Here is a 25,976-nt window from a genome sequence, read left to right on the forward strand (position 1 = left end):
GGTTGCTCACCACATGCCAAGCAGCTTCATCCAGGCCCCGCCCGCGCCCATCCAGATGGCGATGTTCACGACGCCGATCATGAGGCCGTACCGCCACCACTCGCCGAGCGAGACATAGCCGGTGCCGAAGAGGACCGGCGCAGGCCCGGAGGAGTAGTGGGTCAGCGAGGCGAAGAGGGAGGAGATGAACCCGAGCACCAGCGCGGCGAAGAGCGGCGGCGCCCCCGCGGCGATCGCGGTGCCGAGGAAGGCGGCATACATCGCCGAGACGTGCGCAGTGTTCGAGGCGAACAGGTAGTGGCTGAAGAAGTAGACGAGGGTGAGGATCACGAAGGCCGTGGTCCATCCCATGCCGCCGACCACCGAGGCCATCTGGTCACTGAGCCACGGGATGAGGCCGAGCTCGTTGAGGTAGGTGGCCATCATGACCAGGGCGGCGAACCACACCAGGGTGTCCCAGGCGGCCTTCTCGCTCTTGACGTCCTCCCAGGTGAGTGCGCCGACAACGAGGAGCACGCCGAGGCCCACCAGGGCGGAGGTGGTGGCCGAGAGCCCCAGGGCGGCATCGCCGACGGTCCACAGCAGGAGCAGGAGGACGAGCGTGCCCACCACGGCCCATTCCGGGGCCGTGAGCTTGCCGAGGCCACGGAGCTGGGTGCGGGCCTGCGCGGCGGCCTCCGGGGTCTTCTTGATCTCGGGCGGGAAGACCTTGTAGATCAGTGCGGGCACGACCAGCAGGGAGATCAGTCCCGGGACGATCGCGGCCAGCGCCCACGTGCCCCAGGTGATGGTCACGCCCTGGTCGCCGGCGAGCTGAGCGGCCAGCGGGTTGGCCGCCATGGCGGTGAGGAACATCGCCGAGGTGACCACGTTGACCTGGAAGGCCGTGAGGACGAAGAAGGCGCCTGCGCGCTTGGCGGTCGGGGAGTTCGGTTCGCTGCCGTAGGTGGAGGAGATCGAGCGCAGGATCGGCATGATCACCCCGCCGGCGCGGGCCGTGTTCGAGGGCGTCGCCGGTGCCAGGATCAGGTCCGTGATGGCCATGGCGTAGCTGACGCCGAGGACCCTGGAGCCGATCCGGGAGACGAAGAACAGCGCGATTCTGGTGCCCAGCCCGGACTTGATGACCGCCCGGGAGATGAGAAAGGCCGTGACGATCAACCAGATGGTGGCGTTGGAGAAACCGGACAGCGCCTCGGCCGGTTCGAGTGTCCCGGTCAGGATCACGGCGGTGATCGCGATGAGGCAGACCGCGCCCATCGGCAGCGGCCGCGCGATGACGCCGACGATGGTGGCGACGAAGATCGCGAACAGGTGCCACGCGACCTGTTCCACGCCGGGCGGAGGCGGGACGAACCAGAGGATCAGCGCCACCCCGATGGGGATCAGCAGACGCAGGAGGGCCGCAGGCGCCAGTGTCGTGACCCGCTGCGGGCCTCGTGGCAGAGGTGGGGAGGTGCCATCCTTCGCCGGTTCCGCACGTGGATGGTCTGGGACGGTGGGAACAATGCTCATCATGTCGCCTTCGTCGTGCCGCGCACCCGGTGACAGACCCTCGCGAGCGTGTCCTGGGCGTGGGGTCGAATGACCCGACACCACGACGATATGCCCCGAAAAACGGCGTCATGACGCCGTTCTCGGCCGATCAGGATTGTGTTCTTTATGGTCGGACCACACGCACGGAATCCCGCGGTTCGCACGAGACCTTTTGGTCATAATGGCCAGGTGATCCCCGCTCCCCCGACGCCCCTGCGCCAGGCACCTCCGGACGAGGGGAACGCCGCCCTCAGCCCCGAGCCACGCCGGCGGCGCCTGGATCGTCTCACTCTGGGTCGGGAGGTCGGCGCGGTCCTGCTGGCGGCCCTGGCGCTCCTGGTCGCCATCGGCGCGATCCTGGGCTACGGCGCGGCCCGTCAGGCCGCCTACGGGGAGATGCGAGCCACCGTGACCACCGCGACCACCCTGCTCGCCCAGGACGAGGCGGTTCTCGCCGGCGTCCGCGCCGACGACCCCGCCGCGGCGCTGGCCGCGCGTGCTGACGCCGCGCGGGTGGCCGCTGGTCTGGACTGGGTGGTGGTCATGGATCTCGACGGCACCCGGTGGACGCACCCTGACCCGGAGCGCATCGGCGGGCAGTACCTGGGCCACATCGAGGAGGCCCGCGACGGCGGGATCGTCGTCGAAGAGTACGAGGGCACCTTGGGTCCCTCTCTGCGGGCCGTGCGGCCCGTGCTGGACGAGGACGGCCAGGTGGTGGCCCTGGTCGCAGCCGGGATCCGCATCAGCGCTATCCACGCCAGTGTCACGCCACGCTTGCTCGCGCTGGTGGCGGTCTCGGCCACCGCCCTGCTCCTGGGGATGGGCGCCGCCTGGTGGGTACGAGGACGCCTGGACCGCGAGGCCGGTGGCCTGGGACGCCACGCGATCCTGCGGACCCTGGCCCAGCACGAGGCGCTCCTGCGTTCGGTCCGGGCCGGCTACGTCCTGGTTGATCCCGACGGCCGGGTGGAGTTGTGCAATGACGAGGCCCGGGATCTGCTCGGGCTCGAGGGTGAGGTGAGCGGCGTGCCTATCAAGGAGCTCGGCCTGGAGCCTGGCCTGGCCGACCTCATGGCCTCGGGCCGGGAGTCCGAGGCGGAGATCCACGTGGCCCACGACCGGGACATCGTGGTGGCTCAGGTGCCCGAGGTGCATGGCCGGCAGCGACTGGGGTGGGTGACCACGCTCGCCGACCATACGGAGATGATCCGGATGACCGGCGTCGTCTCCTCCCAGCAGACACTGATCGACGCCCTGCGCGCACGTGCGCACGAGGCGGACAACCGCCTGCACACCATCGTCGTCCTCGTCGAACTCGGCGAGTACGAACGTGCCGTGGAGTTCGCCACCAACACGCTCCGCGACGCGCACGCCTCGGCCGAGCGGCTGCAGGAGGCCGTTCACGAGCCCGCTCTGGTCGCCCTGCTGGCCGGCAAGGCGTCCCAGGCCCAGGAACGGGGAGTGGAGTTGCGCCTGGACCGTCTCGTGGTCCCGGCCACCGGAATGCCCGCTGAGGACCTGGTGGTCATCGTGGGGAACCTCGTGGACAACGCCATCGATGCCGCTGCGGAAGGAGAGGAACCCCGATGGGTGGAGCTCCGGGGCCGCCGGGCCGGGCCCGGCGAGGGTCCGTGGCCGGAGGGAGTGTGGCCCGGTGGGGCGAGGCCAGCCCTCGGCGCTCCGTCCGAGCAGTTCCTCCTCGAGGTGGCGGACTCCGGGCCAGGCCTGCCGGAGGAACTCGTGGAGCAGGCCTTCACCCGCGGCTGGTCCAGCAAGCCACCGCGGCCGGACAGCGAGGGGTGGCGGGGCCTGGGTCTGACACTGGTGCGCACCGCGGTGGCGCGACTGGGCGGCTCGATCGACGTCCGTCGGGAACACGGCGCCACGTTCACCGTGGCATTGCCGCTCGGCTCCGCAGTGGAGGCCACCTGCTCCCCCGCGGACGCGCCGAAGGAGGTCTCAGGATGATCCGCGTCCTCGTGGTGGATGACCAGCAGATCGTCGCCGATGGACACCGCGCCCTAGTGGACCGGGTGCCCGGTTTCGTGACGGTGGCCGTGGCGCACAGCGGGCAGGCGGCGCTCGACCGGGTGGCCCAAGGCGGGGTGGATCTCATCCTGTTGGACTTCGCCATGCCGGGTCTGCACGGGCTCGAGGTGTGCCGTCGGCTCCAGGAGCTGGACCTGGCCGTGGATGTCATGGCGATCACCGCCGACCGGAGCCTGGAGAGCCTTCGGCAGTCCGTGCGGCTCGGGATCGTCAGCTACCTCATCAAGCCCTTCAGCTTCGCCTCGTTGCGCGAGAAGCTCGAGCACTACGCCGCCTTCCGGGCCGCCACCTCCGGTGACCGGTCCGTGACCGACCAGCAGGAGATCGACGCCGCCTTCGCTCGCCTTCGGGAGCACTCCCCGGCCGATATGCCCAAGGGGATCTCTCGCGAGACCCTGGACGACGTCAGAGCCGCCGTGGCAGGCGCGCCCGAGGGGATCACCGCCGTCCAGGCCGCGGCTGCGGCCGGTATCTCGCGCGTGACGGCACGCCGGTACCTGGAATACCTCATCGCGACCGGCGGGTGCCTGCGCGAACCTGTGCGTGGCGCGCATGCTGGCCGGCCGGAGATCCGCTACCGCGTGCGTCCCGCCTGAGGTTCCGGCCCGGAGCACCCGGCTCACCTCACAGGGCCGGCACCCGCCAGGTCAAGGTGGTGCCCTGGCCCGATCCCCCGGGCCCGATCTCGAAGGACCCACCGAGCCGCTCGGCCCGTGCCTCGAGGTTCGCCAGCCCGGAACGCCGGGCGCCCGGCGAGAAACCCACACCGTTGTCGAAGACCTGCACAGTGAGGTCTCCCTCGCTCAGAGAGACCCGCACGTCCACGCGCGTGGCGCGTGCGTGCCGGGCGGCATTGGACAACGCCTCACGCAGCACAGCCACCGCGTCTTCGCTGGGCCCCGCTGCGACATCGGTGTCCAGCAGCCCGGTCAGTTCCATCGAGGGGGTCAGACCCAGAGGTCCGCTGGCATCGCGCACCACCGACATCACCCGGGCACGCAGGCCTTCCTCGTTCGGCTGCGGCTGGAGGGCGAAGATGGTGGAGCGGATCTGGCGCACCGTGTCGTCCAGCAGGTCCACGACCCCGTTGACCTGGGTGGCGGCTGCCGGCTGATCGATCTGGTGAGTCACGGCAGCCAGGGACATCGCGGCCGCGTAGAGCTGCTGGATGACGACATCGTGCAAATCGCGGGCAATACGCAGCCGATCCTCAATGACGCCATAGCGTTCGCGCTCCTGGGATTCCGAGAAGAGCCGGGCATTCTCCACCGCGATGCCCGCGGCGGTGGCCAGCGCTTCGATGATCTGCTCGTCCTCGCTACCGAATTCGGCGCCGCCGTTCTTCTCGGCCAGATAAAGGTTGCCGAAGACCTCGTTGCGCAACCGGATCGGCACACCGAGGAAGCGGCGCATCGGTGGATGGCCCGCGGGCAGACCGAAGTACTCCAGGTGCGTGGTCATATCGGCCAGACGAAGAGTCTGCGGCCGGGAGACCAAGAGGCCGAGGAGTCCCTGGCCGTGCGGGCGGCCCACGGTGGCCTCGAGTTCGGCGACCTCCTCGTCGGTCATGCCGTGGGCCACGAACTCCGAGAGCTGTCCGTCCTCTCCGATGACGCCCAGCGCGGCGTACTGACAGTCCGCCAGGACGCGAGCCGCGCTCACGATTCGGTCGAGCACAGCCGGGAGGTCGAGATCTGAACCGATGGAGACTACGGCCTCAAGCAGGGGTTGCAGCCGGTCGTGGTCCTGTCTCTCGCGCCCGTGGCGACCGTACGCGTTGGCCATGACGCCACGATATCGCTCTGGCCAGGGCCCGGCGCACGCGCTCATCCTGCCCAGACGACGACACCCCCTCACTGTGCAGTGAGGGGGTGTCTGTTGTAGCCCCGACCGGATTCGAACCGGCGCCGCCGCCTTGAGAGGGCGGTGTCCTAGGCCGCTAGACGACGGGGCCATAGCGATGATGCTGGCGCGATCTCCGCGCTTTTCGCCTGTCTGAGTTTACCTGAGGATCAGGCCAACTCAAACCGCTGGGGTACCAGGACTCGAACCTAGACTAACTGAACCAGAATCAGTCGTGCTGCCAATTACACCATACCCCAAGGGGGTATCAGCCACACTCCGCGACCAGGTCTGCGAACAGATCCCGGACCCGCCTCGTGGGCCGTACCGAAGAGTGAGCCTACTAGAGGCCCCGGGGCACTCCAAGCCAATCCGGGCTGGTCGTGAGGGTTCTCACGAGCTGGGGAGCTGCTGCCGCAGTGCCCGCAAGCGGGTGAGGCTCGACGCCGCTCCGAGGATCTCCATGGACTCGAACAGCGGCGGTGAGACCCGGCGCCCGGTCACGGCCACGCGAAGCGGGGTGAAGGCGTGCCGCGGCTTGATCTCCATGCCATCGACGATCGCGGAGCGGAGCACCGACTCGATCGCTGCGGTGGTGAATCCGTCTTGCTGGGCCGCCAAGGGCTCCAGAGCGACCACGGCCGTGTCCAGGATCTCCGCAGCCTCAGGGCGCAGAGCCGTGAGGGAGTCCTCCTCGACCTGGAGGTCCTGATCGTGAGTGAGGAGAAACCCGAGCATGCCGACGGACTCGCCGAGCAAGGTCATCCGCTCCTGCACCAGGGGCGCGCTGCGGTCGAGCACGCTGCGTTCGTAGGTGCCCAGCTCCTCGTAGACCGGGGCCGTGAGCAGGCCCGCGCCATGCAGGTACGGCACCAGGCGCGACCGGAAGTCCTCAGCCGGCAGCAACCGCATATGGGATCCGTTGATGGCCTCAGCCTTCTTCACATCGAAGCGTGCCGGGTTGGGCGTCACGTCGGCGACGTCGAAGGCAGCCGCCATCTGCTCCTTGGTGAAGACGTCCTCATCGGCAGAGATGGCCCAGCCCAGCAGTGCCAGGTAGTTCAGCAGGCCCTCGGGCAGGAAGCCGCGCTCGCGGTGCAGGAACAGGTCCGACTCCGGGGCACGCTTGGAGAGCTTCTTGTTGCCCTCACCGGTGACCATCGGCAGGTGGGCGAAGGCCGGAACCCCCTCCGCGAGCTTGAGGTCGGTCAGGGCGCGATGCATCACGATCTGACGCGGCGTGGAGGAGAGCAGGTCCTCCCCGCGCAGCACATGCGTGATGCGCATCATCGCGTCATCCACCGGGTTGGTCAGGGTGTACAGCGGGTTGCCATCGCCGCGCACGATCACATAGTCCGGTACCGACCCAGCCGGATAGGTGATCTCCCCCCGCACCAGGTCGGTGAAGGTCACGGGCTCCTCCGGCATGCGCATGCGCAGCACCGGCCGGCGCCCCTCGGCCCGGTAGGCGGTCTTCTGCTCCTCGGTGAGCTCGCGGTCGAAGCCGTCGTAACCGAGCTTGGGGTCTCGGCCGGCAGCACGGTGTCGGGCTTCCACCTCCTCAGGGGTGGAGAAGGACTCGTAGGCATACCCGCCCTCCAGAAGCCTGGCGGCCACGTCCTGGTAGATCCCGCGCCGTTCCGACTGCCGATAGGGGCCGAAGGGCCCACCGGTCTCCACGCCCTCGTCCCAGTCCAGCCCGAGCCAACGCAGCGCTTCGAGCAGCTGGCCATAACTCTCCTGGGAGTCACGCGCCGCGTCGGTGTCCTCGATGCGGAAGACGAAGGTGCCACCGGTGCGGCGGGCATAGGCCCAGTTGTACAGCGCGGTGCGCACGAGCCCCACATGCGGGGTGCCGGTAGGCGAGGGGCAGAAGCGCACTCGTACGGCGTCGCCCTGGTGGGAGGAAGCGGAGGCAGAAAGAAGCTCAGTCATGATGGCGCCAGTCTAGAAGGACGCGGCGAGCTTTCTGTCGCCGCCGTGCTCCGATCGCTCAGAGCTCGTCGCGCAGGTCGAGCGCGGCGCGCTGGAGCGCGCCCGCCGGATCCACCCCCTGAGGGCAGACCGCCGAGCACGAACCGTCGAAGACGCAGGACTGGTATCCGGCCTCGGAATCAAGCACCGACCTGCGCAGGTCGGAGCCGTCATCGCGCGAATCGGCCTCAAAACGGATCGCTGCTGCGACCGCGGCCGGGCCGAGGAAGTCCGAATCCTCGCCCACCTGGGGGCAGGCAGCCTGGCACAGCAGGCAGTCGATACAGGAGGCGAACTCCTCGTAGACGGCAAGCTGCGCCGGGCTCTGGACATGGCGGCCCTCACCCTGGGGCGCGTCGTCCGAGGGCACCAGCCACGGGGTGACCTGCAGGATCGAGTCATGGAAGGGGTCCAGGTCGACCACCAGATCCCGTTCGACGGGCATGTCCGCCAGGGGGTCGATGGACACCGAGCCCAGCGCCGCCCGGCCCAGGGGCTGCTGGCAGGCGAGCACCGGCGTGCCGTCGGCCATGACGCCACAGGCACCGCAGACCCCGGAGGCGCACGACCACCGGAAGGTCAGCGTCGGATCGCAGTGTTCCTTGACCCACCGCAGCGCGTCCAGGACGGTCGTGTGCGGCGTGGCCGGCACCTGGTAGTCACTGTGATGCGGCCGCGCACCGGGGGCCTGCTGGCGGCGCACGCGGATCGTGACCGCGCGTGTGGGAGCGGTCATCGTGCGGCCTGGAGGGCTAGCGCACCGGCCGAGGCCGTGAGCTGCACAACGGGACCTGGCCCGGCACCGGAGAGCGCCAGGGTATGTGACGCCTCTGGTGCCAAGCCGTAGCCATCGCGCTGGTGCGCGCCCCGGGACTCCCGGCGCGCCTGGGCGGCCTGGACGATGACCTCACCGACGTCGAGCATGGCGCCGAGCTCGATCACCTCAGCCCAATCAGTGTTGTGCACCCGTGAGGTATCGGTGACCTGCACGTCGGCGTAGCGGCGGCGAAGTTCCGCCACCGTGGCCGCCGCGGTGGCCAGGCCGGCATCGGTGCGCACGATCCCGGCGCCGCGCTCGAGCGCCGCACCGAGTTCCCGGCGGATCGCGCCCGGAGCCTCGCTGCCGCGTCCCAGCCGCGCATAGTGTGCGGCGGCGCGCTCACGTGCCTCAGCGCGCACATCGGGCCGCGCGCTGGCGGAGGTTGCCACGGCATGGGCGCCCGCCTGCAGGCCCGCGGCACGGCCGAGCACGAGAATCTCGGTGAGAGAGTTCGAGCCCAGCCGGTTGGCGCCGTGCAGGCCCGAGGAGGCGCACTCTCCGGCGGCATAGAGACCCGCCAGCCCGGTGGCCACCGCCTGACCGTCACCGTTCGGGGCGTGCGTGGCGATGCCGCCCATGGTGTAGTGCACCGCTGGGCTCACCGGGATGAGATCGACCAGGGGGTTCAGGCCGCGCCGATGGACCTGCTGCAGCGTCTGCGGCAGGCGTTCACGGAGCACGTCCTCACCGAGGTGACGCAGATCGAGATGAACGCTGTCTGCCTCGCCCGGCTCACCGGGGACGGTGCGCCCGGCCTGGGACTCGTGCCAGAAGGCCTGGCTGAGCCGGTCCCGGGGCCCCAACTCCATCCGCCTCGGCTCAGGGCGACCCACCGGCGTGACCGGGCCCAGCCCGTAATCGGCGAGGTAGCGGTGCCCGGACGCATTGCGCAAGACGGCGCCTTCACCCCGGCAGGCCTCGGTGATCAAGGTGCCTGAGCCGAGTATGGCCGTGGGGTGGTACTGGACCATCTCCATGTCCCGCAGGGGCAGGCCCGCGCGGTACGCCATCGCGATGCCGTCGCCGGTCACCTGAGCAGAGTTGGTGCTGCGCTGGAAGGCCCGGCCCGCTCCACCGGTGGCCAGGATGACCGCCCCGGCCTCGATCAGCACCGTCTCGCCGTCGCGTTGGGAATGGGCGAGCAGTCCGCCCACTCGCCCGTCGTGGGCGAGGAGGTCGAGCACCAGGTGATCGTCGAGGCGCTGGATCCCCAGCTTGACCGAGGTCTGCAGCAGGGTACGGAGCAGATGCAGGCCGGTACGGTCCGCAGCGAACCACGTCCGCGGCTGACTCATACCGCCGAAACGGCGGGTGGCGACCTCGCCGTCAGGGGTGCGTGACCATGGGCACCCCCACCGCTCCAATCGGGCCAGCTCACGGGGAGCCTGGCTCACCACGTGCGCGACCACATCGGGATCGCACAAGCCCTCACCGCTGGAGAGGGTGTCGGCGATGTGCGCGGCGTGGGAGTCGCCAGGGTCAATGACGCCGGCAGCGCCCCCCTCGGCCGCCACGGTGTGCGAGCGCAGTGGGTAGACCTTCGAGATCACCGTGACGTCCAGCTCGGGATGCGCCTGAGAGGCCGCGATGGCGGCGCGCAGGCCCGCCCCGCCACCACCGACCACCGCCACATCGGTGCGGTGGATCCGTACCTCCGGTGCGCTGCTCTGCTGGTTCACAGACCAGTGCGGGCGGTGGCGGCCTTGGCCTCAGCCGTGCCGGATCCCTCGAGCTGCAGGGTGGTCACACAGGTGGGGGCGCCGTCGTGGGTCGAGATGGGGGCAGTCACCGTGCCCTCGTCGTGGGTCAGGCTGATCTCTGCGTCGATGTCACGCGGCAGCCAGACCCCGACGAAGCCGTTGGGGAAGGTGGTCATCGTCTCCTCGATCAGCACCTCACCGTCCGCACCGGTGATGAGGACGTCCACGTCTTCACCCTGGAGTTCCCCCACGCAGGTGGTCAGGCTGTGGAAGAAGCAGTCATGGGTGCTCTCCACATACGGGGCGAAGGACAGGTAGAAGAGGTCATCCTCGAGAGGCAGCGGGTGCTCTTCTCCGTCGTCACCGATGATGATGACCTCGTCGTAGCGCACCGAGGCCATGAAGTCCGGACGGTCATCGAGCTCCAGGGCGTCGAGGTGGTCGACCAGTTCCCGGGCCTCGAGATCCTCCAGCCCGAAGGGCTCGACCACGGCCTTGGCAGCGGCCGCGTGCCCCTCGGCGGTCCCGTCGCAGGCGGAGGCCTCGTTGTCCTCCGGCGCACTGCAGCTCGTGGCCGGAGCGCCCTCCGCCGGGGGTGCCTCCTCGGCCGCGCAGCCACCGACGAGGAGCAGGCTCACCGCCCCGATCGCACCGAAAGCCCGAGTGGAGCGACGATCCAGGACGGCGCGGGTGCGGTGCGTCGGGTCGAGCACCTGGACTCGGAGGGCACGGAGGCGGTCAGCGGCGGACATGGAGGGCTCCTTCGGATACGGGCCAAGCGCTGCGGATTCGCGCGGAAGAATGGGCCGACATCCACGGTAGGTCGCGGCGGGGTCGCCAGCGGCAGCGAAGGTCCCACGGCGGCTGGGGCTTTGGTCCCCCGTCGCCTCGGCGTCTCAGTCCCGGCGCACCACAGGGTTCGAGAACACACCGATGCCCTCGACCTCGACCTCGACACGTTCGCCGTGCTGGATCGGGAAGACACCCGCGGGCGTGCCCGTGAGGATGACGTCACCGGGGAGCAAGGTGAAGATCGTGGAGGCGTAGGCAACGAGCTCTGCGACATCCCGCACCATCTGGGAGGTGCGCCCATCCTGCCGGAGATCGCCGTCGAGGCGCGTACGCACCGCGAGATCGGACGGATCCAGATCGATGGCGAGATAGGGCCCGAGGGGGCAGGAGGTGTCAAAGCCCTTCGCGCGGGTCCACTGGCCATCCGTGGCCTGCTTGTCGCGTGCGGTGACGTCGTTGGCGGCGGTGTAGCCGAAGACGATCTCCGGCACCCGCTCGAGGGGCACATCCTTGCCCATGCGGGAGATCACCACGGCGAGCTCACCCTCGGCATGGACGTCCTGGGTCCACGGGGGCAGCACGATCGGATCATCGGGCCCGATGACGGAGGTGTTGGGCTTGAGGAACACCAAGGGCTCCTCGGGCACCTCGTTGCCCAGCTCAGCAGCATGCTCGGCATAGTTGCGGCCGATGCCCACCACCTTCGAACGCGGGATCACCGGTGAGAGCAGGCGCGCCTCGTCCAGCTTCACCCGCCGACCGGTGGTCTCGAAACCCGAGTAGATCGGGTCGCCCTTGAGGACGACCAGTTCGTCGTTCTCCTCGTCCAGGACGCCGTAGGCCGGGTGGGAATCTCCGCTGACGAATCGTGCAATACGCATGTCAATGAGCTTACGCGGCCCGATGCGTCGGCCCGTCAGCGGCCCGGTTGTTCCCGCCCGGCACGAGGCGGTCTCTCACGACTCGCCGCCGATGCGCTCCCACGTGGAGCTCATGTGCGTGTCCTGCCCGAGCCGCAGCTCGGCCCGCCAGCGGTAGGTCGTCGGCCACCGTCGGAAGGCGGGCACCACCCGGACGACGAAGCGCATCAGCGATGGCAGCCACCCCGGCCGCCATCGCTCGTCCACATCGAGGCCCATCCGCACCGTGGCACCGTCACGCCGGGCGAACCAGCGCCCGCCCGTCAGCCGCGCATCATCGATACGGACGTGCCACCGGCCCTGCACCTTCTCCCCCTCCGCCAGACCCCGCACATCGGGCAGGCCAGGCTGCATGATCATCTGCGCGCGGTGCTGGCCCCCACGGGCCGAGATGCCGGTGACCTCACGACCATCCGGGCTCCGCGTCAGGCTCGCGCCAGTGAAGTGGCCCAGGGTCCCCTCGAAGGCGCGGGCCAGCTCGATCGTGCACAACGAGGTGCTGTACTTGATGATGTGGCGCCGGTGCAGCTTCGGCCCTGGCACCTGCACCACGGCGACATCCTGGCCGTCGATGCGAATCACGGGCTCGGACGCCCCGCGCCGGACGAGATCGAACCGGGGTAGCCAGACCAAGAACAGCGCGCTCGGGTGCTCGATATCATCGCCCACGGGTGCCAGCAGGCCGCAACGACGACGGGCGGATCCGTCGCGGTCATCGATGTGGATCTCGATGGCCCGGCCGTCGACATCGGTGAAGCGTGCCTCGGCCAGCACGCCGTCGCGGGCGATCCGCAAGCGGCTGGCCGCGAAATCGGTCACGCTCCAGGCTCCGATGCCACCGCCGAGGTAGAAGTCCTCCCGGTTCAGCCGCAGGCTCGATTCCGGGTAGTAATCGACTCGCCGGTCCACCCTCCGGCGGACAAAGGCCATCATCCCCGTGCCATGGGCCGCGTCGTCGAACCACAGCAGTTCACCGGAGTCGTAGACCGGGTGATCGGGGAACTCGAAGTTCAGCATCGCCGTGACCACGTCCAGGGTCAGGGTCAGTGGGCAGTCCACCGTCCCGACGGCGCCCGGGATTGCGGGAGTCGAAGCCATAGCAGGTGCCACCTTTCCGAGAGCACCCACCCCACGGAAACCAACGCTTCGATCGTAGTACGCAGGCGGCAGCCGCAGGACCGTAACGTGTGCCCCATGCCTTGGACTGCTGAAGCGATCCTCTTCGACATTGACGGAACCCTGGTCGACTCCACCGATGCGGTGGACCGGTGTTGGGCCGAACTCGCCCGTCGCCACGATCTCGATGTCGAGGAGGTCTTGAAGTACTGCCATGGCCGCCGCGCGGCGGACACCCTGGAGCAGTTCCTTCCGCCGGACGAACGCGACAAGGCGCTGCAGGAGATCACCGAGCTCGAGTTGAGCGACCTGGAGGGCGTGCGCGCCCTACCGGCCACGACCGAACTCCTCCCCCGGCTATCGGGGTCCCGGTGGGCGGCGGTGACGTCAGGGACGCGCGCACTCATGTCGGCACGCATGAGCGCTGCCGGACTCCCCGTTCCTGAGATCCTGGTCACGGCGGAGAATGTCGAGCGCGGCAAGCCGGACCCGCAGGGCTACCTGCAGGCGGCTGCCGCGCTCGGTGTCGATCCCGCCCGGTGCGTGGTGATCGAGGACGCCCCCGCCGGGGTCGCCGCCGGCAAGGCTGCGGGCGCCCAGGTGATCGCGGTGACGGTCTCACATCCCGCATCGGCCGTGGCGGAGGCCGATGTCGTGGTCCCGGACCTCACCCACGTGCAGGTGGAGGTCGGCGCCACCGGCCGCCTCACCCTGGCCTTCGCGGGCTAGCCCGGCTGCGCCTCGGTCAGTCCTCGGTCAGCAGGGGGTACACGCCGTTCTCGTCGTGCACCTCACGTCCGGTGACCGGAGGGTTGAACACGCACAGAACCTTCATCTCGGTGCGGGGCTCGACGCGATGCTTGTCGGAGTCGTTGAGCAGGTACATCGATCCCGGGGCGAGTTGGTGGACCTCACCGGTGCCCAGATCGGTGAGCTGACCCTCGCCCTCGACGACAAAGACCGCTTCGACATGGTTGGCGTACCAGAACTCGTTCGTGCGCCCGGCATAGAGAGTGGTCTCGTGCAGCGAGAAGCCCACGCCCTCCTTGGCGAGGATAATGCGCTTGGAGCGCCAGTTCTCGGTCTTGATGTCGTCTTCGGTGTCAGTGATCTCGGCAATGGTTCGCACCAGCACAGCAAGCCTCTCCTTCGTTGACGTCCCTGGTCACGGTCCTGGCCAGGAAGAGGCGCGGCCGCCAATAGCGGCCGCGCCTCAGTACTCTCGGGGTGTTCTCAGGCCTTCGCCTCAGTGAGAACCTCGGTCACACACTCCTCGATGATGCCCAGGCCCCGGGTCAGTTCTTCGTGGGTGAGCGTCAGCGGCGGCAGGAGCTTGATGACCTCGTCACGGGGCCCGGAGGTCTCCATGATCAGGCCGCGTTCGAAGGCCTTGCGGGCCACCGTGGTGGCCGTGCCGGCGTCGCCGAACTGCAAGCCACGCGCCAGACCGCGCCCCTTCGCGACCAGGCCGGCCTCCGGGAAGCGGGCCACCAGGGAGTTGAAGCGCGACTCGATGTAGGCACCCTTCTCGGTGGTGGAGCGCTCGAGCGTGTCATCGGACCAGTGGCGGTTGATCGCCTCGGTGGCGGTGACGAAGGCCGGCGCGAAGCCGCGGAAGGTGCCGTTGTGCTCACCGGGCTCGAAGACGTCCAGCTCCGGCTTGACCAGGGTGAGCGCGAGCGGCAGACCGTAGCCGGAGATCGACTTCGACAAGGTGATGATGTCCGGCTCGACGCCCGCCTCCTCGAAGGAGAAGAACCCGCCGGTGCGCCCACAACCCATCTGGATGTCGTCCACGATGAAGAGGATCTCGTGCTTCTTGCACAGGGCGGCCAGGTTGCGCAGCCACTCCGCACGAGCGGTGTTCATGCCACCTTCACCCTGCACGGTCTCCACGATCACGGCGGCCGGCTCATTCAGGCCGGAGCCGGTGTCGGTGAGCATCCGTTCGAGGTAGAGGAAGTCCTCGACATCGCCCTGGAAGTAGCTGTCGTAGGGCATGGGCGTGGAGTGCACCAGCGGGATGCCCGCGCCGCCACGCTTGGTCATATTGCCCGTCACCGACAGCGCACCGAGCGTCATGCCGTGGAAAGCGTTGGTGAAGGACACGATCGCCTCGCGGCCGGTGGACTTCCGCGCCAGCTTCAGCGCCGCCTCGACGGCGTTGGCGCCACCCGGGCCGGGGAACATGACCTTGTGGTCGAAGCCGCGCGGCTTGAGGATCTTCTCCGAGAAGGTGGTGAGGAACTCCCTGCGGGCCGTGGTCAGCATGTCCAGGGAGTGCACGATGCTGTCCGCCGCCAGGTACTCGAGCAGCACCTTCTTCAGGTCGGGGTTGTTGTGACCGTAGTTCAGAGTGCCGGCGCCGGCGAAGAAGTCCAGGTACTCCTGGCCATCCTCGGTGTAGAGGGTGGCGCCCACGGCGCGGTCGAAAACCACGGGCCAGTTTCGTGAGTAACTCCGAACACCGGACTCGAGCTCGGTAGCGTCTGTGGCGCTCATCAGGGACATCATTTCTTCCTTCATCGCTGCGCAGCAGGCTCGTCCTGCCGCGCATTGGAGGTCAGAGGCAAAGGTGGGTGGTGGCGCCGAGGCAGATCTGTGCCGTTCATCGCCAGGTCAGCGCGGGCCGAGTGGCCCGATGCGCAGCATCGGCTCGGCATCATGTCCGGCGTCGGGGAAATCCTCGGAGCGGAGATGCTCGATCCAGACCAGTTCAGCAGCCCGGCGCCGGGCGATCCCGGCGAACAGCGCCCGCGATCCGGCGTTGTCCTCGGTGACGGTGGCCTCGAGGTACTCCACCGCCGGGTCATCGAGCAGATCGTCGATCATCCGGCCGGCGAGTCCCTCGCCGCGAGCTGCCACCGAGACGGCCACCTGCCAGACGAAGAGATGCCCGGGCCGGGCAGACGGCGGGTACGCGAGAACGAATCCGAGCGCCTCGCCGTCCCGTTCGGCGATTCGGCAACTCTGGCCGAAGTCCTGAGCCAGCTGGAGATAGGCGTAGGAGCTGTTGAGATCCAGCGCCCCGCTCTCGCGTGCGAGGCGCCACATGTGGGCCCCATCGGTGCCGGAGGTCGGCCGGATCACGATGGCATCGTCAGGAACCGGATGTGCAGAGTCCTGTCCGGTCGCTGCTGAGGAGCTTGTCGAGGTCGGCATACCAACTCCTAACCTAGAGCGAGCGGTGGGGACGCTCCCTCACCATCGGGGCCCGGCCACGACCCCGGGCGCTTCAGTGCTGCTAAATGTACCGTTCTCATGCGGGAAACTCCTGCTGTGGCGCGTTGGTCACAGTGCCGCCATTCGTCCGGATCGTGAGACGCCGCGAGCTGTTCGGCACGTCGCCCCGGCAGCGGCTGGCTGCGCATGCCGGCTGCCTTCAGGCGCCCAACAGCTCCTCGGCGAGGAGCTCGGCGATCTGGATCGTGTTGAGCGCCGCCCCCTTGCGGAGGTTGTCACCGGTGACGAAGAGGGCGAGACCACGACCGCCGGGCACCGACTGGTCCTGACGAATGCGGCCAACGTAGCTGGGATCAGATCCGGCGGCCTGAAGCGGCGTGGGCACGTCGGTGAGCTCGACTCCGGGCGCATCGCTGAGGATCGCGTGCGCACGTTCGGCGCTCAGCGGCCGTTCGAACTCGGCATTGATGGACAGGGCGTGGCCGGTGAAGACCGGAACACGCACGCAGGTTCCCGAGACGGCGAGCTCGGGCAGCTCCAGGATCTTGCGGGACTCGTTGCGAAGCTTCTGCTCCTCGTTCGTCTCCCCAGATCCGTCATCGACCAGATCGCCGGCGAGAGCGATCACGTCAAAAGCGATCGGCGCCACGTAAGCCTCGGGCTGGGGGAAGTTCACAGCGTGCCCATCGAGCGCGAGCGCGGCCATGTCCTGTTCGGCCGCGGCCCGCACCTGCCCCTCCAGCTCCTGCACGCCGGCCAGGCCCGAGCCGGAGACCGCCTGGTAGGTCGAGACCACCAGGCGCCGGAGTCCGGCTTCGGTGTCCAGCCCTTTCAGCACGGGCATCGCGGCCATGGTGGTGCAGTTCGGGTTCGCCACGATGCCCTTGGGCCGGTCGGCGAGCGCGTGCGGGTTCACCTCGGAGACCACGAGGGGGACCTCAGGGTCCATGCGCCACGCTGAGGAATTGTCCACCACCACGGCGCCGGCCGCGGCGAAGCGGGGCGCGTGCTCACGCGAGGCACCACCTCCGGCGGAGAACACGGCGATGTCGATGCCGGCCAGATCGGCAGTGGCCACGTCTTCGACCACGATCTCGTCGCCGCGAAAGGTCAAGGCCCTCCCTGCCGAGCGCGCCGAGGAGAAGAAGCGCACGGATGTGGCCGGGAACGTGCGCTCCTCGAGCAGGGTGCGCATGACCTGGCCGACCTGGCCGGTCGCACCCACCACGGCGATGGTGAGGTTCCGATCGTGGTTCATCGTCCCGTCCCTCCGTACACGACAGCCTCGGGTTCGGCGGCGTCGAGCTCGAAGGCAGTGTGCGCGGCGCGCACGGCAGTGTCCAGGGACTCCTCGCGCACCACCACTGAGCAGCGGATCTCGGAGGTGGAAATCATCTCGATATTCACTCCGGCGTCCACGACGGCTTTGAAGAGCTTGGCCGAGATACCGGGCTCGGTGCGCATTCCTGCACCGACCAGGGAGAGCTTCCCGATCTGCTCGTCCCAGAGCACGTCGGAGTACTGCAGTTTGTCGGCGGCGCCCTTGAGTGCCGCACTGACCGCCTCACAGTCCGATTTCGGCAGCGTGAAAGAGATATCCGTGCGGCCGGACCCGTCGGTGGAGACGTTCTGGACGATCATCTCGAGGTTGGCGCCGGCGCCGGCGACCGTCTCGAAGAGTGCCGCGGCGATGCCTGGATTGTCCGGCAGGCCAACGACGGTGAATTTGCCTTGGCTCCGGTCGTGTGCAATTCCAGCGATGATCGGATGTTCCATCGTTTCTTGGTGTCCGAGGTGACGGTGTCAGTCACCCAGGTTCCTTCCTTGTAGGAGAACGAAGACCGCACGTGCAGAGGAACGTTGTACCGGCGCGCGAACTCGACAGCACGCAGGTGGAGGACCTTGGCACCGTTCGCTGCCAGCTCGAGGGTCTCTTCGTAGGTGATCTGCTTGATCTGGCTGGCGGTGGGCACCACCCGTGGATCGGCGGTGAACAGCCCATCCACATCGGTATAGATCTCGCAGACATCGGCCTGCAGGGCCGCAGCAAGCGCGACGGCGGTGGTGTCAGAGCCACCGCGCCCGAGGGTGGTGACGTCATCGAGCTCGTTGACGCCCTGGAAGCCGGCAACGATCGCGACGCTCCCCTCGTGCAGGGCGGAGGCGATCCGCTCGGGCCCGATGGCCTGGATGGAGGCCTTGCCATAGCGCGTGTCGGTGCGAAGCCCAGCCTGCGGTCCGGTGAAGGACCGCGCGGGCACGCCCAGCTCATTCACGGCCATGGCGAGCAACGACATGGAAATGCGCTCACCGGCGGTGAGCAGAATGTCCATCTCGCGAGCGGGCGCTTCAGAGGTGATACTCGAAGCGAGGTCTAGCAGGTCATCTGTGGTATCTCCCATTGCGGAGACCACAACGACGACGTCGTGTCCGTCTTTCTTCGTGGCGACCACCCGGCGGGCGACGCGTTCGATACTGGCGGCATCGGCGACTGAGGAGCCACCGAACTTCTGCACGACAAGGGCCACTGGACAAACAGCTCCATGGGTGGGTTGTGGTGGCGGCCATGTGGAACTCGGACCGCATGGACTCGTCCATAGTACGGAAAAGCGAGCGCAAAGCCGAATGAGCGTGGCGCGCGCCACGCTCCTGTGCCGTGGCACTCGTCAGCGAACCTGGGATCCTGGGGGCGTGAGGACGACCAGTCACGCCCGATCCGCGCACCAGGTTCCCACGGTGCTACTCACCGGCTTTGAGCCCTTCGGAGGCGATGCCCGCAACCCCTCGGGCGACGCCGTCCTGGAGGTCGCCCGTTCGTGGAGCGGACCGGAGCGCCTGGTGACCGCCGTGCTGCCCGTGGCCTTCGAGGCGGCACGGACCCAGGTGCGCGCACTCCTGGCCAAGCACCGACCCGAGCTCGTCCTCGCCGTGGGGGTGGCGGGCGGGCGGGACGCTCTCAGCCCCGAACGTGTCGCGGTGAACCTGATGGATGCGCGGATCCCGGACAACGCCGGGGCCCGGCCCCTGGACGAGCCGGTGGTCGCAGGCGGGCCGGCGGCGCACTTCGCCACTGTCCCGGTCAAGGCCATCGCACAGGCCCTCCGGGAGGCGGGTCTGCCCGCGGCCGTGTCCCACACCGCTGGCACCTTTGTGTGCAACCACGTCTTCTACGTGGCCGCACACGAGGCGAGTGTGCTGAACGAGGATCACGCTCGCGCCGGCAACGGCACCGAGACGCGTGGCCAGGTACGCGTCGGCTTCCTCCACGTGCCCTGGTCTGCGGAGTCTGTGCCGGCCGGCGACGACGACACCACCTCCGCACTCCGGCGCACAGCCCTGCCGGCTGCCGACCTCGCCCGGGCCGTCAGCCTCGCCGTGCGCACCGCCCTGGACGTCCGCGAGGACCTCAGCGACAGCAGCGCCGGCACGTTGCACTAGTCGCACGCGCGGCAGCCCGGCGCCGGCGCCACCCGTCTGCCACAGTGGTGCCATGGACAACGTCGCCCATCTTGATCTCGCCGCTCGCCTCGGCGGGTACATCTCGGCTCTCAGCTCGATCGGCCCGCGGCACGCCGGGCTGCCCTCCAGTGTCACGGCCACCCGGGCCTTCCTGACGGCGTCATTGGAGAAGCTCGGATACCACGTCGAGCACCAGCAGTACGGCCCCTCTCCGCATCAGGTCAACCTCATCGCCGAGGTGGGATCGGACCATCCCCGCAGCACCCCCATCCTTGAGATCGGCGCCCATTGGGACACGGTCCCGGACAGCCCGGGCGCGGACGACAACGCCAGTGGCGTGGCCGGGCTGCTGGCGATCGCCCGGACCCTGGCCGCCGACCCACCGCCCGAGGCCCGCCGGCGCATACGGCTCTGCCTGTTCGCCGAGGAGGAGGTGCCCGGCTGCCCGGGGAGCACGGCCCATCTCGCTCGCGCTAACGAACGCGGAGACCTCATCGACGGCGCCATCGTGCTGGAGATGATCGGCTACCGCGATGCCGCACCCGGCTCTCAGCGCTTTCCGGAGACCCTTGCCTCGCTCGCGGCCTCCGCCGGAGCGGTGCCTGCGGGGGGTCACCTGCCTGATCGGGCTGACTTCCTCGCGGCGGTGGGAGACGTCGGCGCCGAGGAGTATCTGACGGCATTGACGACCGCCGCGCGGGGGCTCGGTCTGCCCATCCTCCCGCTCGCCGTTCCCTCCGGGGCGAGTGGCGATGCGGCCAGGTCGGACCACGCCAGCTATTGGGCCGCGGGCCGGCCAGGCGTGATGGTCACCGATACCGCGAACTTCCGCAACCCGCACTACCACCAGCCGAGCGACCTCCCCCAGACGCTCGACCTGGACTTCGCCACTTTGACCACGAGGGCGGTGATGGGCGCTATCCGGGTTCTGACGGACGATCACCGCTGAGCCTGACAGAACTGCAACGCAGGTCACAGCGCTCCAGGGCCCGAAGAGGCCGCATAATCTCTCCGTGATCATCTGGAGAGGTTGGGGCATTCTCGGAGTGTTGCCCCTGATGGCTTTCGGTCTTGGCGTCGCGCTGTGGACCGAGGCCTTTGGTTTCTCGGGTGGCCCCTGGCTGGTCAGCGGGCCGCTTGCCGCGCTCGCCGGGGCTGGCGTCTACCTCCTCGGCCGCGAACTGAACGTCCGCGGCGTTCCCGCGAAGGCCCACCAGATGCTGGCAGCTCGGCGTGCCGAGCGACAACACCTGGTCGCCAGCGGTCAGTTCCGCCTCAGTCCCCAGCACCCGGCACCCAGGTCGCTGCAGGAGGCGCAATCCCAGGCAGATGAGCTCCACCAGCACGAGCAGGCCTACCTGAGTCAGAACCTCCGGAATCGCCACACCTTCTTCTTCATCCCCGTGCAGTACGTCGGCCTGATCACCGCAGGCATCGGCGTGGTGATGGCCCTGTTCGGCGTCGTCGAGAACTGGTAGGCGGGCAAGTGTCACCGGCGCGCGCCGTAGGCTTTGGCCTGTGACCTCGCCCCCCGCGCAGCCGGGCCCGACGCAGCCGGAACCTCCCGAGCGATCCGGAGGCCCCTGGTCGTCACCAGCGGCCGGTCAGCCACCCGGAGCTGCACCGACAGCCAGCGCCGGGGCCCCTGTCGAGGAGACGCCACGGGCGCTCACACCCGGCCGCCGAAGCGACCGGCTCACCGGCATCGACGTGGCCCGCGGGGTTGCAGTGCTGGGGATGTTCGTGGCGCACCTCGGCTTCTCCGACGAGTGGGGCGACCCGTCGCCTTCGTGGCTGGTGCTCTTCGACGGCCGGTCCTCGGCACTCTTCGCCTTCCTGGCGGGAGTCTCGATCGCCTTGATCACGGGCCGCACCACACCACACGAGGGCTCCCAGCTGCGGCGCAGCCGACTGCGGATCGCGGTGCGCGCCGGCCTGCTGTGGTGCCTCGGCATCGCGCTCATCATGCTGGGTACGCCGGTCCTGATCATCCTGCCTGCCTATGCCGTGATGTTCCTGATGACCCTGCCCTTCCTGCGAGCGCGCGTCCCCACTGTGCTCGGGGCGGCGGCAGTGACCGCGGTGATCTCCCCGGCCCTGATCTTCGCCCTCTCCACCGAGGGGGCCGACGGATCGCCGAGCTTCCTGAGCACGCTCACCGGCGCCGGCGACCCGGTGACCTACCTACCGATGGATGTCTTTGCCACTGGGCCCTACCCGGCCCTGATCTTCTCGGCCTACGTCTTCACCGGGCTGGCCGTGGGACGGTCTCAGCTGACCGACATCGCCGTGCAGTGCATGATGGTCGCTGCCGGTGCCGGGATGGCGGCCCTGGCCTGGGGTGGATCGCTCCTGCTGCTCAGCTCCAGCACGGTCACGAGCTCTCCCTACCTCACCCGGCTGGCGACAGGTGAAGCTCACGACTACTCCCCCGTGGAGGTCATCGGCAATCTGGGTGCCGCACTGGCGGTCACCGGGCTACTGCTGATGCTGACCCGGCCTGGCATGCTCGGCCGGATCATCAGCGTGGTGCTCGCGCCGGTCGCAGCGGTGGGCGCCATGAGCCTGACCGCCTACTCCGGGCACCTGGTGGCCATCGCGATCCTGGGCAATGACGTGGTGTGGTATCCGGACTCCAACGGGGTGCTCCTGTGGTTCATCGGGATCACGCTGGTGGTGTGCCTACTCTGGCGCACCCTCATCGGCCGCGGTCCGCTGGAGTGGCTGCTCGGCCGGGCCGTGGCCGGGATCGTCCCGCCGCCGCGTACGCAGCGTCCGCCTGCTGGGCCCCCGTCACCGACGGGGCCGCCGATCCACCATGGGCCACCACCGCCACCGGCGTGGAGGCCCCAGGGGCCCCAGCCTGGCTCCCCGCCACCCACCTGAGAGACTGGGGCGCATGCCCGCCGAGTCTGCTCCACTGAACCGCGCCCTCGACGTCCTAGAGGATTCCGGGGCCGCTCGGGACCCGGACGAGGTGTACGCAGTCTATGAGGAGTGGGCGACCTCCTCGGGGCGTCCGCTCTACCCGCACCAGGAGGAGGCACTCCTGGAACTGGTCACCGGCGAGCACGTCATCCTGGCCACGCCCACCGGGTCCGGCAAGTCCCTGGTGGCCGTGGGAGCGATCTTCTCCGCCCTCGCGCAGGGCCGTGCCGCCTTCTATACCGCCCCCATCAAGGCCCTGGTCTCGGAGAAGTTCTTCGACCTCCTCGATCTCTTCGGCTCGGCCAACGTCGGCATGGTGACCGGTGACTCCGCGATCAATCCCGACGCGCCGATCATCTGCTGCACCGCGGAGATCCTGGCCAACCAGGCGCTGCGCGACGGCGGACCGCACAGCACCGCCGAGTGGGCCGACGCCGTGGTCGTCATGGATGAGTTCCACTTCTACGGCGATCCCCAGCGTGGCGGTGCCTGGCAGATCCCGCTTCTGGAGCTCCCCCGCGCCCAGTTCCTGCTGATGTCCGCAACCCTGGGCGATGTCTCCTTCTTCCGCGAGGACCTGGAGCGCCGCACCGGCACCGGCGTCGCCCTCATCGACGACGCCGAGCGCCCGGTACCGCTGTCCTACTCCTGGTCCCTGGAGCCGGTTCAGGAGCTGTTGCTCGAGCTCACCTCCACCCATCGGGAGCCGGTTTACGTCGTCCACTTCTCCCAGAAGGACGCCGTCGAGCGGGCCCAGTCCCTCACCTCGGTCTCGGTGGCCTCCCGCGAGCGCCGCGACCGCATCGCAGAGGCCATCGGCGACTTCCGCTTCACCAAGGGCTTCGGCCAGACCCTCTCCCGGTTGCTGCGCCAAGGCGTGGGCGTCCATCACGCCGGCATGCTGCCGCGATACCGGCGTCTGGTGGAACGACTCACCCAGCAGGGCCTGCTCGGGGTGGTCTGCGGGACCGACACTCTCGGTGTGGGCATCAACGTCCCGATCCGGACCGTGCTGATCACCGCGCTGACCAAGTTCGACGGCGAGCGCATGCGCCATCTCTCGGCCCGGGAGTTCCACCAGATCGCCGGCCGCGCGGGGCGGGCAGGTTTCGACACCACCGGCGAGGTGATCGTCCAGGCCCCCGAGCACGAGATCGAGAACGCCCGCCTGGTCCGCAAGGCCGGCGACGACCCGAAGAAGCTCAAGAGAGTCGTGCGAAAGAAGGCGCCGTCCGGCTCGGTGAACTGGACGGAGAAGACATATCTGCGCCTCCGCGACTCCGCGCCGGAGCCGCTGACCTCCCAGTTCCACGTCACCCACGCCATGGCCCTGTCGGTGCTCGCACGCGAGGGCGACCCCGTGGCCACCATGTACCGGCTATGCACCGACAACCACGAAGTCCTTCGTAGCGGCACCCCATCCGGCGGCGATCGCAGCGGCACCCGCAACCCGCATCTCCGGCGTGCCGTGGAGATCTACCGCTCCCTGCGCGCCGGCGGCATCGTGGAGCACCGGGACGCCGCCTGGCGCCGGGAACACCCCGGCCAGCCCTATCTGCGCCTGACCGTCGATCTTCCGCGCGACTTCGCCCTGAACGCCCCACTGTCCCCCTTCGCGCTGGCGGCGATGGAGCTGTTGGACCCGGAGAGCCCGGACTTCGCTGTCGAGGTGGTGTCCGTGGTGGAGGCAGTGCAGGAGGATCCCCGGCCGGTGCTCTACGCCCAGGAACGCGCCGCACGCGGAGACGCGATCGGCGCCATGAAGGCCGAAGGCGTGGAGTACGAGGAACGCATGGAGCTCGCGGACCAGATCACCTGGCCGCGTCCGCTCGAGGAGATGCTCGAGGGTGCGCTGAGCACCTACCGGCAGACGAACCCCTGGGTGGCGGACTACGAGCTCAAGCCCAAGACCGTGGTGCGCGAGATGGTCGAGCAGGCCATGACCTTCTCGGATCTGATCTCCCGCTACCAGCTGGCCCGGGCCGAGGGCGTGGTGCTGCGCTATCTCACCGACACCTACCGCGCCATGCGCCAGCTCGTGCCGGACCGGCTTCGCACCGAGGAGGTCGAGGCGATCATCACCTGGCTCGGTGACCTCGTTCGTGCGGTGGACTCCTCGCTGCTGGATGAGTGGGAGCAACTGGCCGCAGGCAGGATCCCGGGTGATCCCGCCACTGAGGACGACACGCCCAGCGCGGAGCGGCGCTTCGGTGAGGACGAGCACGGCCGTCTGCCGCTCACCCGCAACCGCCACGCCTTCCGCGTGCTGGTGCGCAATGCCCTGTTCCGCTACGTGGATGCCCTCGCCAGGGAATCCTTCGACACCCTGGAGCGGCTCGCCGCCGGGCACGCCCGGCCGGCGAAGGCGCCCGACGCGGGTGCCGACGCGGGCGAGCCGGGCCTGGGTGGGAGTGTATCGGCTGATCTGTCCCCCAGTGGCGCCCGGTCGGCTGGCTCCCCGTGGGCGGCGCAGCGCTGGGAGCAGTCCATGGCTCCCTACTGGCGGGAGTACGAGTGGCTGGGCGCCGACGGGGCCGCTCGCTCGGCCGCCCTGGTGGAGTTCATCGAGGTCCCCGAGCCCGCCGATCTGCCATCGGCAGTGCAGCTGGCAGAGAGCGATGCGGGCCTTGCCACCGAGCTGCTGGAACAGCGCGAGGCCGGGCGAGTGTGGCTGGTACGCCAGACCTTCGCCGATCCCGAGGGCGACCATGACTGGGGGCTCACGGCCCTGGTCGATCTCGACATGAGCGACGCCGCCGAGCGCGTGGTCCTCCACATCCTCACCCTCGGGCCGCGCTGAGCGGCGCTGCGGCGGACGCACGCGCAGGTGAACCCGGTGCGCTCGGTACGCTCGACTCCGATGACTTCCCTTGCTGAACGTCTGCGTACCGCCCATGACCGTGTGCACTCCGCGGCGGTGGCTGCCGACCGCGATCCACACGAGATCCGCCTGCTCCTCGCGGTCAAGACCCAGCCTGCTGAGCGGATCCTCCAGGCTCTGCGGGCACACGCCGATCAGGGGTCACCCGGCGGCGTCGCCCTGCTGGGACACAACAAGATCCAGGAGATGGATGCGACCGGGCCAGCACTGAGCGAGGCCGGCGAGCACCCGGGCCTGGCCCACGAGATGCACGTGATCGGGCACCTGCAGAGCAACAAGATCAATGCGGCACTGCGGTGGGCGAGCTGTATCCAGACCCTCGACACCACCCGGCTGGCCGGCAAGCTCGATGCCGCCGTGGCTCGTCAGGCCGAGCGCGGTGATCGGGAGGTCCGCGACGACGAGCCCATCCCGGTCGAGGTGATGGTGCAGGTGAACACCTCTGGCGAGGAGTCCAAGGCCGGCGTGGCACCGGAGTCCGCCCGGGATCTCGCGCTGGCCGTGGCCGCGCTGCCCCACCTGCGGCTGACCGGCTTCATGACCATCGGCGCGAACACCGACGACAGCGGCGCCGTGCGTGCCTCCTTCGATGCGCTCACTCAGATCCGCGACGACATTGCCGGCTCCGGCGAGCTGGGGACCGAGGCGGCCCGAGAGCTCTCCATGGGCATGAGCGGTGACCTCGAGACGGCGGTCGCTGCCGGAGCGACCATGGTGCGCCTGGGCACCGCAGTCTTTGGCGCGCGCGAGCCCGCCGCCTAGGGCCACGCCGA

The 25,976-nt window shown here is 69.0% G+C and carries 21 protein-coding genes, 2 tRNA genes and 1 pseudogene; 9 read left to right on the forward strand and 15 right to left on the reverse strand.

From position 1 onward, the window contains the following. Window positions 1-6 precede the first annotated feature (6 nt). Window positions 7-1,515, reverse strand: coding sequence for an anion permease (locus EDD31_RS01560; RefSeq protein ID WP_123304975.1), 1,509 nt, complete (start codon window positions 1,513-1,515; stop codon window positions 7-9). A gap of 210 nt (window positions 1,516-1,725) precedes the next feature. Between EDD31_RS01560 and EDD31_RS01565 the strand changes: the two genes are divergently transcribed. Both EDD31_RS01565 and EDD31_RS01570 read left to right on the forward strand, forming a co-directional pair. Next, on the forward strand, window positions 1,726-3,507 hold the full coding sequence (locus tag EDD31_RS01565; RefSeq protein ID WP_170163146.1) for a sensor histidine kinase: 1,782 nt from the start codon (window positions 1,726-1,728) through the stop codon (window positions 3,505-3,507). Further along, window positions 3,504-4,184, forward strand: a complete 681-nt coding sequence (locus EDD31_RS01570) for a response regulator (RefSeq protein WP_123302616.1) — start codon at window positions 3,504-3,506, stop codon at window positions 4,182-4,184. Before EDD31_RS01565 ends, EDD31_RS01570 begins: the two co-directional genes overlap by 4 nt. 28 nt (window positions 4,185-4,212) lie before the next feature. Here EDD31_RS01570 and EDD31_RS01575 read toward each other — a convergent pair whose 3' ends face one another. The 9 genes from EDD31_RS01575 to EDD31_RS01610 all read right to left on the reverse strand — a co-directional run bounded on the left by EDD31_RS01575 (window position 4,213) and on the right by EDD31_RS01610 (window position 12,734). Next, the gene (locus EDD31_RS01575; RefSeq protein WP_211336025.1) at window positions 4,213-5,373 is read right to left on the reverse strand and encodes a GAF domain-containing sensor histidine kinase; all 1,161 of its coding nucleotides are present in this window, start codon (window positions 5,371-5,373) and stop codon (window positions 4,213-4,215) included. 96 nt (window positions 5,374-5,469) lie between these two features. Further along, window positions 5,470-5,542, reverse strand: a tRNA-Glu gene (locus EDD31_RS01580). Between the two features lie 76 nt (window positions 5,543-5,618). After that, a tRNA-Gln gene (locus EDD31_RS01585) sits at window positions 5,619-5,690 on the reverse strand. Between the two features lie 133 nt (window positions 5,691-5,823). Beyond that, the gene (gene gltX / locus EDD31_RS01590) at window positions 5,824-7,365 is read right to left on the reverse strand and encodes a glutamate--tRNA ligase (protein WP_123302617.1); all 1,542 of its coding nucleotides are present in this window, start codon (window positions 7,363-7,365) and stop codon (window positions 5,824-5,826) included. A 58-nt stretch (window positions 7,366-7,423) separates the two neighbouring features. Further along, a complete protein-coding gene (locus EDD31_RS01595) occupies window positions 7,424-8,140 on the reverse strand; it encodes a succinate dehydrogenase/fumarate reductase iron-sulfur subunit (protein WP_123302618.1) in 717 nt (238 codons plus the stop codon). After that, a complete protein-coding gene (locus EDD31_RS01600) occupies window positions 8,137-9,903 on the reverse strand; it encodes an FAD-binding protein (RefSeq protein ID WP_123302619.1) in 1,767 nt (588 codons plus the stop codon). The genes EDD31_RS01595 and EDD31_RS01600 overlap by 4 nt, the downstream gene beginning before the upstream one ends. After that, complete coding sequence (locus EDD31_RS14670; protein ID WP_170163147.1) at window positions 9,900-10,676, reverse strand: CueP family metal-binding protein; 777 nt, start codon at window positions 10,674-10,676, stop codon at window positions 9,900-9,902. The genes EDD31_RS01600 and EDD31_RS14670 overlap by 4 nt, the downstream gene beginning before the upstream one ends. Window positions 10,677-10,820: 144 nt before the next feature. After that, window positions 10,821-11,597 carry a fumarylacetoacetate hydrolase family protein gene (locus EDD31_RS01605; protein WP_123302620.1) on the reverse strand — a complete coding sequence of 259 codons (777 nt, stop codon included), beginning with the start codon at window positions 11,595-11,597 and terminating at the stop codon, window positions 10,821-10,823. A gap of 75 nt (window positions 11,598-11,672) precedes the next feature. Next, a complete protein-coding gene (locus EDD31_RS01610; protein ID WP_123302621.1) occupies window positions 11,673-12,734 on the reverse strand; it encodes a hypothetical protein in 1,062 nt (353 codons plus the stop codon). 96 nt (window positions 12,735-12,830) lie between these two features. Here EDD31_RS01610 and EDD31_RS01615 point away from each other — a divergent pair, with 96 nt between their 5' ends. After that, complete coding sequence (locus EDD31_RS01615; RefSeq protein ID WP_123302622.1) at window positions 12,831-13,481, forward strand: HAD-IA family hydrolase; 651 nt, start codon at window positions 12,831-12,833, stop codon at window positions 13,479-13,481. Window positions 13,482-13,497: 16 nt separating this feature from the next. Here EDD31_RS01615 and EDD31_RS01620 read toward each other — a convergent pair whose 3' ends face one another. The 5 genes and pseudogenes from EDD31_RS01620 to EDD31_RS01640 all read right to left on the reverse strand — a co-directional run bounded on the left by EDD31_RS01620 (window position 13,498) and on the right by EDD31_RS01640 (window position 18,463). Continuing rightward, window positions 13,498-13,887: an ectoine synthase gene (locus EDD31_RS01620; RefSeq protein ID WP_123302623.1), complete on the reverse strand. Its 390-nt coding sequence runs from the start codon at window positions 13,885-13,887 to the stop codon at window positions 13,498-13,500. A gap of 98 nt (window positions 13,888-13,985) precedes the next feature. Then, a complete protein-coding gene (ectB, locus tag EDD31_RS01625) occupies window positions 13,986-15,254 on the reverse strand; it encodes a diaminobutyrate--2-oxoglutarate transaminase (RefSeq protein ID WP_123304979.1) in 1,269 nt (422 codons plus the stop codon). A 117-nt stretch (window positions 15,255-15,371) separates the two neighbouring features. Beyond that, complete coding sequence (gene ectA, locus EDD31_RS01630; RefSeq protein ID WP_123302624.1) at window positions 15,372-15,914, reverse strand: diaminobutyrate acetyltransferase; 543 nt, start codon at window positions 15,912-15,914, stop codon at window positions 15,372-15,374. 220 nt (window positions 15,915-16,134) lie between these two features. Beyond that, the gene (locus EDD31_RS01635; RefSeq protein ID WP_123302625.1) at window positions 16,135-17,193 is read right to left on the reverse strand and encodes an aspartate-semialdehyde dehydrogenase; all 1,059 of its coding nucleotides are present in this window, start codon (window positions 17,191-17,193) and stop codon (window positions 16,135-16,137) included. Then, window positions 17,190-18,463: pseudogene (locus tag EDD31_RS01640) on the reverse strand (aspartate kinase). The gene EDD31_RS01635 and the pseudogene EDD31_RS01640 overlap by 4 nt, the downstream one beginning before the upstream one ends. Window positions 18,464-18,626: 163 nt before the next feature. Here EDD31_RS01640 and EDD31_RS01645 point away from each other — a divergent pair. The 6 genes from EDD31_RS01645 (at window position 18,627) to EDD31_RS01670 (ending at window position 25,965) form a co-directional block, all read left to right on the forward strand. Further along, window positions 18,627-19,373 carry a pyroglutamyl-peptidase I gene (locus EDD31_RS01645; protein ID WP_245990734.1) on the forward strand — a complete coding sequence of 249 codons (747 nt, stop codon included), beginning with the start codon at window positions 18,627-18,629 and terminating at the stop codon, window positions 19,371-19,373. A 52-nt stretch (window positions 19,374-19,425) separates the two neighbouring features. Next, a complete protein-coding gene (locus EDD31_RS01650; RefSeq protein WP_123302627.1) occupies window positions 19,426-20,343 on the forward strand; it encodes a M20/M25/M40 family metallo-hydrolase in 918 nt (305 codons plus the stop codon). A gap of 64 nt (window positions 20,344-20,407) precedes the next feature. Next, on the forward strand, window positions 20,408-20,872 hold the full coding sequence (locus EDD31_RS01655; RefSeq protein ID WP_148058832.1) for a hypothetical protein: 465 nt from the start codon (window positions 20,408-20,410) through the stop codon (window positions 20,870-20,872). 40 nt (window positions 20,873-20,912) lie between these two features. Continuing rightward, a complete protein-coding gene (locus EDD31_RS01660; RefSeq protein ID WP_170163148.1) occupies window positions 20,913-22,280 on the forward strand; it encodes a heparan-alpha-glucosaminide N-acetyltransferase domain-containing protein in 1,368 nt (455 codons plus the stop codon). A gap of 13 nt (window positions 22,281-22,293) precedes the next feature. Then, entirely contained in the window at window positions 22,294-25,122 is a 2,829-nt protein-coding gene (locus tag EDD31_RS01665; protein ID WP_123302630.1) for a DEAD/DEAH box helicase, read from the forward strand. A 60-nt stretch (window positions 25,123-25,182) separates the two neighbouring features. Beyond that, the gene (locus EDD31_RS01670; RefSeq protein WP_123302631.1) at window positions 25,183-25,965 is read left to right on the forward strand and encodes a YggS family pyridoxal phosphate-dependent enzyme; all 783 of its coding nucleotides are present in this window, start codon (window positions 25,183-25,185) and stop codon (window positions 25,963-25,965) included. Window positions 25,966-25,976 lie beyond the last annotated feature (11 nt).

This window comes from Bogoriella caseilytica, from assembly GCF_003752405.1.
Classification (GTDB): Bacteria; Actinomycetota; Actinomycetes; order Actinomycetales; family Actinomycetaceae; genus Allobogoriella; species Allobogoriella caseilytica.